The 6,371-nt window shown below is 74.1% G+C and carries 5 protein-coding genes and 1 pseudogene; 4 read left to right on the top strand and 2 right to left on the bottom strand.

The features are described 5' to 3' along the window. Positions 1-127: 127 nt before the first annotated feature. Positions 128-1,132 carry a small ribosomal subunit Rsm22 family protein gene (locus tag ACIA8F_RS35875; RefSeq protein WP_399385220.1) on the top strand — a complete coding sequence of 335 codons (1,005 nt, stop codon included), beginning with the start codon at positions 128-130 and terminating at the stop codon, positions 1,130-1,132. Positions 1,133-1,195: 63 nt separating this feature from the next. On the opposite strand, the pseudogene ddaH reads toward ACIA8F_RS35875, so the two are convergent. Further along, a pseudogene (gene ddaH / locus ACIA8F_RS35870) lies at positions 1,196-2,032 on the bottom strand (dimethylargininase); the annotation flags it as partial. A gap of 97 nt (positions 2,033-2,129) precedes the next feature. Between ddaH and ACIA8F_RS35865 the strand changes: the two are divergent. Further along, positions 2,130-2,804, top strand: coding sequence for a TetR/AcrR family transcriptional regulator (locus ACIA8F_RS35865; RefSeq protein ID WP_399385219.1), 675 nt, complete (start codon positions 2,130-2,132; stop codon positions 2,802-2,804). 137 nt (positions 2,805-2,941) lie between these two features. Further along, a complete protein-coding gene (locus ACIA8F_RS35860; protein WP_399385218.1) occupies positions 2,942-3,691 on the top strand; it encodes a bifunctional DNA primase/polymerase in 750 nt (249 codons plus the stop codon). 147 nt (positions 3,692-3,838) lie between these two features. Here the strand turns inward: ACIA8F_RS35860 and yaaA are convergent, their stop codons facing one another. After that, a complete protein-coding gene (yaaA, locus tag ACIA8F_RS35855) occupies positions 3,839-4,639 on the bottom strand; it encodes a peroxide stress protein YaaA (protein ID WP_399385217.1) in 801 nt (266 codons plus the stop codon). Positions 4,640-4,745: 106 nt separating this feature from the next. On the opposite strand from yaaA, the gene ACIA8F_RS35850 reads away from it, so the two are divergent. Beyond that, on the top strand, positions 4,746-6,188 hold the full coding sequence (locus tag ACIA8F_RS35850) for an RNB domain-containing ribonuclease (protein WP_399385216.1): 1,443 nt from the start codon (positions 4,746-4,748) through the stop codon (positions 6,186-6,188). Positions 6,189-6,371 lie beyond the last annotated feature (183 nt).

The following is a 6,371-nucleotide window of genomic DNA, read 5'->3' as shown; positions in this document are numbered from 1 at the left end:
GCGCTTACCCCCGCCGGGCCCCCGGCGGGGGGCCTTGTGCGGGCGCCGGGGGGGGGGGGCGGGGGCGGGGGCCGGCCCCCCCCCCCGGCCCGGCGTCGGGCCTGCCCCGGCCCCGTAAACTTGGCGGGTGAACGACACCGCCACCACCACCGCCGAAACCCTGCGCAGCGCCCTCGCCGGGCTGCTCGAAGGCCTCCCGCAGAAGCAGGCCACGGCCGCCGTGGAGCGGCTGATCGCCAACTACCGGGGCACGATCCCGACCAACACCCCCGTGCTGCGCAACCGCTCCGACGTGGCCGCGTACGCGGCGTACCGGATGCCCGCCACCTTCGAGGCCGTACGGTCCGCCCTGGACGGGCTCGCCGAGGCGGCCCCGGGCTGGGCCCCGGCCTCGCACGTGGACGTGGGCGGCGGCACCGGCGCGGCGGCCTGGGCGGCGGACGCCACCTGGGGCGGGCCGCGCGAGACGGCGGTACTGGACTGGGCGGATCCGGCCCTGGTGCTCGGCAAGGAGCTGGCCGCGGCCTCCTCCTCCGCCGCGCTGCGGGCCGCCGAGTGGCGGCAGAGCATCATCGGGGCGGGGATGACGCTGCCCGCGACGGACCTGGTGACGGTCTCGTACGTTCTGGGCGAGCTGACCCCGGAGGCCCGCCGCGAGGTGGTCGCCGAGGCGGCGCGGGCCGGTCAGGCCGTGGTGCTGATCGAGCCGGGCACGCCGGAGGGGTACCTGCGCATCCGTGAGGCCCGCGACCAGCTGATCGAGGCCGGGCTGCACGTCGCCGCCCCGTGCCCGCACGACGGGACCTGCCCCATCGAGGTCGGCAAGGACTGGTGCCACTTCTCGGCCCGGGTCAGCCGGTCCTCCCTGCACCGTCAGGTCAAGGGCGGCTCCCTCTCCTACGAGGACGAGAAGTTCAGCTACGTGGCCGCCACCCGCTTCCCGGTGGAGCCGGCCGCCTCCCGGATCACGCGCAGGCCGCAGATCCGCAAGGGGCTGGTCCTGCTGGAACTGTGCGGACCCGAGGCCGAGGGACAGACCAAGGTCAACGTGACCAAGCGCCACGGCGACCTGTACAAGGCCGCGCGCAACGCCGACTGGGGCCAGGAGTGGCCGCCCCCGCAGGGGGACTGACGTCCTGGGGCCCGGACCCGCGAGGGGCCCGGGCCCGTCGGGACCCGCCGCCCGCCGGGGCGGCTAGGGCCTCAGCTCCTGCGTGCAGCACTTCACGCTGCCGCCGCCCTTGAGCAGCTCCCCCAGGTCCATCGGGACCGGCTCGAACCCCCGCGCCCGCAGGGGTGCGAGGAGTCCGGTCGCCTCCTGCGGGAGCAGCACGTGCCGGCCGTCCGAGACCGCGTTGAGCCCGAGGGCCGCCGCGTCCTCGGCCCGCGCGATCAGCGCGTCGGGGAAGAGCCGGCGCAGGACCGCCCGGCTGCCCTCGGAGAAGGCCTCCGGGTAGTACATGATCTCGTCGCCGTCGAGCACGGACAGGGCCGTGTCCAGGTGGTAGTAGCGCGGGTCGACCAGGTCGAGGCCGATGACCGGACGGCCGAAGAACTCCTGGGCCTCGTCGTGCGAGAGCGGGCTGGAGCGGAAGCCCCGCCCGGCCAGGATGTAGGTGGCGGTGACGGCGAAGTCGCCCTCGCCCTCGTTGACGTGGGACGGCTCGTGGACGTCGCGGAAGCCGTGCCCGCGGAACCAGTCGAGGTGGATCTCCGCCTCGGCGGCCCGCTCGGGGTAGGCGAACCGCGCGCCCAGCACCCGGCCGTCGACGACGAGCGCGCCGTTCGCGGCGAACACCATGTCGGGCAGTCCCCGGTCGGGGACGAGGGTCTCGACGGTGTGGCCGAGGGCCAGGTAGCGGTCGCGGAGGTCCTCCCACTGGGCCATGGCCAGGGGCAGGTCCACCGGTTTCGTGGGGTCCATCCACGGGTTGATGGAGTACGTGACCTTGAAGTGCGCGGGTGGGCACATCAGGTAGCGCCGGGGTGTGGCGTCTCTGTGCAACGAAGGCTCCTCACGGTGATGAGAAGAGAATCGTCCCTCCTCGGCGAGGACGGCGCAGTGAACTGATTGGGTGGTTTCCTGAACGGCTGAAAGACGAGCGGTTCGTGGTTGATAAGTTGCCGAAATGAGCTCCAGTCCCCTCCCCGAACCCGGTACCGGTTCCGGTCCCGCCTCCGCACCCCGGCCCCCGGACGCCACACGGCGCAGCGACCGCTCGCGGCGGGCCATCCTGGATGCGGCGCTCGCCCTGGTGGGGGAGGTCGGCTACAACAAGCTGACCATCGAGGCCATCGCCGCCCGCGCCGGAGTCGGCAAGCAGACCATCTACCGCTGGTGGCCGTCGAAGGCCGCCGTCCTGCTCGACGCCTCGCTCGCGCTCGCCGGGGACGCGCAGCCCGAGGGGGCGTGGCGCTTCCCCGACACCGGGGATCTGGCCGCCGACCTGAAGTCCGTACTGCGGGCGACCGTGGACGAGTTCGCCGACGAGCGGTACGCGGCCCCCGCGCGGGCCCTGACGGCGGCCGGCGCCACCGATCCCGAGCTCGGGGCGCGCTTCACCGAGCAGCTGCTGGAGCCCCAGCTCGCCCTGTACGAGGAGCGGCTGCGGTCGGCCCGGGAGGCCGGGCAGCTCCCGCCGGAAACCGATCTGCGGCTGACCGTCGAAATGCTCCTCGGACCTCTGACCTACCGCTGGCTGCTGCGCACGGCGCCGCTGACGCACGCATTCACGGATGCGCTGGTGGACGCGGTGCTGGGCGGGGCCGGGGCGGGGGCCGGAGCCGGGTGGGATAAGTCATGACCCCCTGATGGCCGAGAACATATGGCCGATTTCTATGGTTATGTGGGACTCCTGGTCGGGGGGTGCGGTCACCCGGCGCCCAGGATGGTGGGAACATGTGAGGGTCTGCCGGGGCAACGGTGTAGGTGAGGGGATAGATGGGGTCTGAGTCGGGCCGCGTCAAACGCGGCGAGCAGAGCAGGATTTCCCAGTGGCTGCGCCGCAAGCCCAAACCCGACGCCGAGGACCCCGCACGCGAACGCGAAGCCCTGCTGCTGGCCGTCGCCGCCGCGGGTCTGCCCATCTCGCCCGCCGCGCATCCGGCCGGCTACCGGTGCTCGTGCGACCGGATCGGCTGTCCGACGCCCGCGCGACACCCCATCTCCTTCGCCTGGCAGACGCAGTCCACGACGGACCGCGCACAGGTCGAACGCTGGGCCCGCGACCAGCCCGCGGCCAACTTCATCACCGCGACGGGCATGGTCCACGACGTACTGGACGTCCCCCTCGAAGCCGGGCACAGCGCGCTGGAACGCCTGCTCGCCGCCGGCATCGAGGTCGGCCCGGTCGCCGAGTCCGGCGGTACGGGCGACCAGGCCCGGATGCTCTTCTTCACCGCGACCCGGGGAACCCCCGAGGACGAGGACGAGTGGTGGCCCTGCGAGCTGGACTGCCACCCCGAGACGATGGACGAGCACCCGGGGCTGCGATGGCACTGCCGGGGCAGCTACGTCCTGGTGCCGCCGGCCGCGCTGCCGGGGGACCTCGCGGTGACCTGGCTCCGCGGTATGGAGCATCCGCTGGTCGATCCGCTGACCCTGCTGGAGACCCTCACGGACGCGTGCGCCACCTATGCGGGCGCCTCGGACCATGCGCCGGCCGCGGTGGCCTGGCCCCTGGGGCGCTGAGCGGCCGGCCGCTGCGCGGGGCCTGTCCCCTACCCGCCCTTCGCCCGTTCCCCGGGCTGCGCCCGGACCGCTTCTGGGGCTCCGCCCCAGACCCCGGTCCTCAAACGCCGGACGGCTGAAGATGCCCGGCCGCGGCACCTCGTTCCGTCAGTGGATCTGGGTGACGACCACGTCGAGGGACCAGGCCTTGCCCGGCTTCGTCGGTGTTTCGGCCTCCACCGTGAAACCGAGATCGCGCAGGGCCGTCACCAGCTCCGCCGGGGACGCGGGGACCGCGCCCGCCGACAGGAGGTCGCGGACCAGGCGGCCCTTGGTGGCCTTGTTGAAGTGGCTCACCACCGACCGCTTCTCCACACCGTCGACCACCTGGGAGTGCAGCACGCGGACCGTGGCCGTGCGCCCCGCCACCTCCCCCTTCGGCTTCCACGCGGCCGCGTACGCCGAGGACCGCAGGTCCAGGACCAGGCCCTGGCCGGCCGCCGCCGGCATCACCGAGGCCATCGGTTCGCGCCAGAACGCGCCCAGCGCCCCCAGCCCCGGCAGCTTCACGCCCATCGAGCAGCGGTAGGAGGGGATGCGGTCCGCGATGCCGACCGCTCCCCACAGGCCCGAGAAGACCAGCAGGGAGTCCGCGGCCAGGGAAGCCGCCGCCGGCGTCAGCGTCGACAGGCCCAGCGCGTCGTACAGGACGCCCGTGTAGATCTCCCCGGCCGGGCGGGCGACAGCCGTCGGCAGTTCCGCGTTCTTGGCGACCTCGCCGCGCAGGCCCTCGCTCAGGCCGAGCACCTCGCGGGCCTTCAGCTCGTCGCCCACGCACAGCTCGACCAGTTCCTCCAGCACCGCGGCGCGGGCCGCGGCCAGCCCCGGCAGCGAGAGCGTCTCCGGCTTCAGCGGTGCGCCGGAGCCGCCGGCGGCCTTTCCTTCGGACGGCGGCAGCAGCACGAGCACGGTGGTTCTCCTTCGGACGGGCACGGCACAGCGGCGGGGGTGCGGCCCCCGACCAGGGTAGACGGCTCGCCGTGCCGTCCGGGCCCAGCGCCCATAGGCTCGGCTCATGCCACGCCGTCACATGATCATGACCTGCGCAGACGGGGCTGCTCTGCGGACCGCGCTGCGCGAACTGCGGACGAAGCTGGGGGTGCCGGAGGAGTTCCCGGCGCCCGTGCTCGCCGAGGCCGAGCGGGCGGTACGCAGCCCCCTCCTGCCGGATGCCGACGCCACCGACCTCCCCTTCTTCACGATCGATCCGCCGACGTCCCGCGATCTGGACCAGGCCATGCACCTGGCGAAGCGCCCCTCCGGCGGTTACCGGGTCCACTACGCCATCGCCGACGTCGCCGCCTTCGTCACCCCCGGCGGCGCCCTCGACGCCGAGGCGCACCGCCGGGTCACCACCCTCTACTTCCCCGACGAGAGGGTCCCGCTGCACCCGGCCGTGCTCTCGGAGGGCGCCGCGAGCCTGCTCCCCGACCAGACCTGCCCGGCCCTGCTGTGGCGGCTCGACCTGGACGCCGAGGGGCGGGTGGAGAGCACCGAGGTCCGCCGGGCGCTCGTGCGCAGCCGGGCCAAACTCGACTACGACGGCGTCCAGAAGGCCATCGACTCGGGCACCGCCGAGGAGCCGGTGGCCCTGCTGAAGGACATCGGGCGGCTGCGCGAGGCTTTGGAGGCGGAGCGCGGGGGGATCTCGCTGGACGTGCCCGAGCAGGAGATCGTCGAGCACGGGGGCACGTACGGGCTGGCCTACCGGGCTCCGCTGCCGGCCGACGGCTGGAACGCGCAGATCTCCCTGATGACCGGCATGGCCGCCGCCGATCTGATGCTCGCCGCCGGGACCGGCATCCTGCGGACCCTGCCGACCGCTCCCGACGGTGCCGTCGGGCGGCTGCGCCGGGCGGCGAAGGCCCTGCGGATCGAGTGGCCGCACCACGTCCCGTACGCGGAGCTCGTGCGCGGGCTCGATCCGCACCGGCCCGACCACGCCGCCTTCCTCCAGGAGTGCACGGCCCTGCTGCGCGGCGCCGGCTACACGGTGTTCACCGGCGGCGAGACCCCGGACCCCGTCCTGCACGCCGCGGTCGCGGCCCCGTACGCCCACTGCACCGCGCCGCTGCGCCGGCTCGTCGACCGGTACACGGGCGAGCTGTGCGTGGCGGCCGTCGCGGGGGCCGAACCTCCGGGGTGGGTGCTGGAGGCGCTCGGCGCCCTGCCGAAGGAGATGGCGGACGGGACCCGGCTGGCGAACTCCGCGGAGCGGGAGTCCGTGGACCTGGTGGAGGCGGCGCTGCTCAAGGACCGTGTCGGGGAGGTCTTCGAGGCGACGGTGATCGACGTCAAGGACCACGAGCCGCTGGTCGGCACGGTCCACCTGGAGGACCCGGCGGTGATCGGCCGCGTGGAGTCCACGGCGCGGCCGCTCCCGCTGGGCGAGCGGATCCGGGTCCGGCTGACGGAGGCGGACCCGGGCCGGGCGAAGGTGCTCTTCGCGCCGGTCTAGGCCGTCTCTTTCGGATCTTGTCGGCCGAGCCCGCGGCGTCGGGTGCCGTGCCCGGGCGTGCTGCCGGGGCGTTCGCGTACCGGGCGTACGTGGTCGCCCCGGCAGTGCGGCCGGGCGCGGTGCCGGGCGTCGCGGGCCCGGCAAGATCCGGAAGAGACGGCCTAGACCGGCAGCGCTGATTCC

Origin of the sequence: Streptomyces sp. NPDC051563 (assembly GCF_044454225.1) — a bacterium.
Classification (GTDB): Bacteria; Actinomycetota; Actinomycetes; order Streptomycetales; family Streptomycetaceae; genus Streptomyces.
This window is presented reverse-complemented; position numbering and strand designations above follow the sequence as displayed.

What these genes read in the sequence shown, in the direction of transcription:
- ACIA8F_RS35850 (WP_399385216.1), top strand. Translation starts at nt 4,746, where the DNA reads ATGCCACGCCGTCACATGATCATGACCTGCGCAGACGGGGCTGCTCTG.
- ACIA8F_RS35865 (WP_399385219.1), top strand. Translation starts at nt 2,130, where the DNA reads ATGAGCTCCAGTCCCCTCCCCGAACCCGGTACCGGTTCCGGTCCCGCC.
- ACIA8F_RS35860 (WP_399385218.1), top strand. Translation starts at nt 2,942, where the DNA reads ATGGGGTCTGAGTCGGGCCGCGTCAAACGCGGCGAGCAGAGCAGGATT.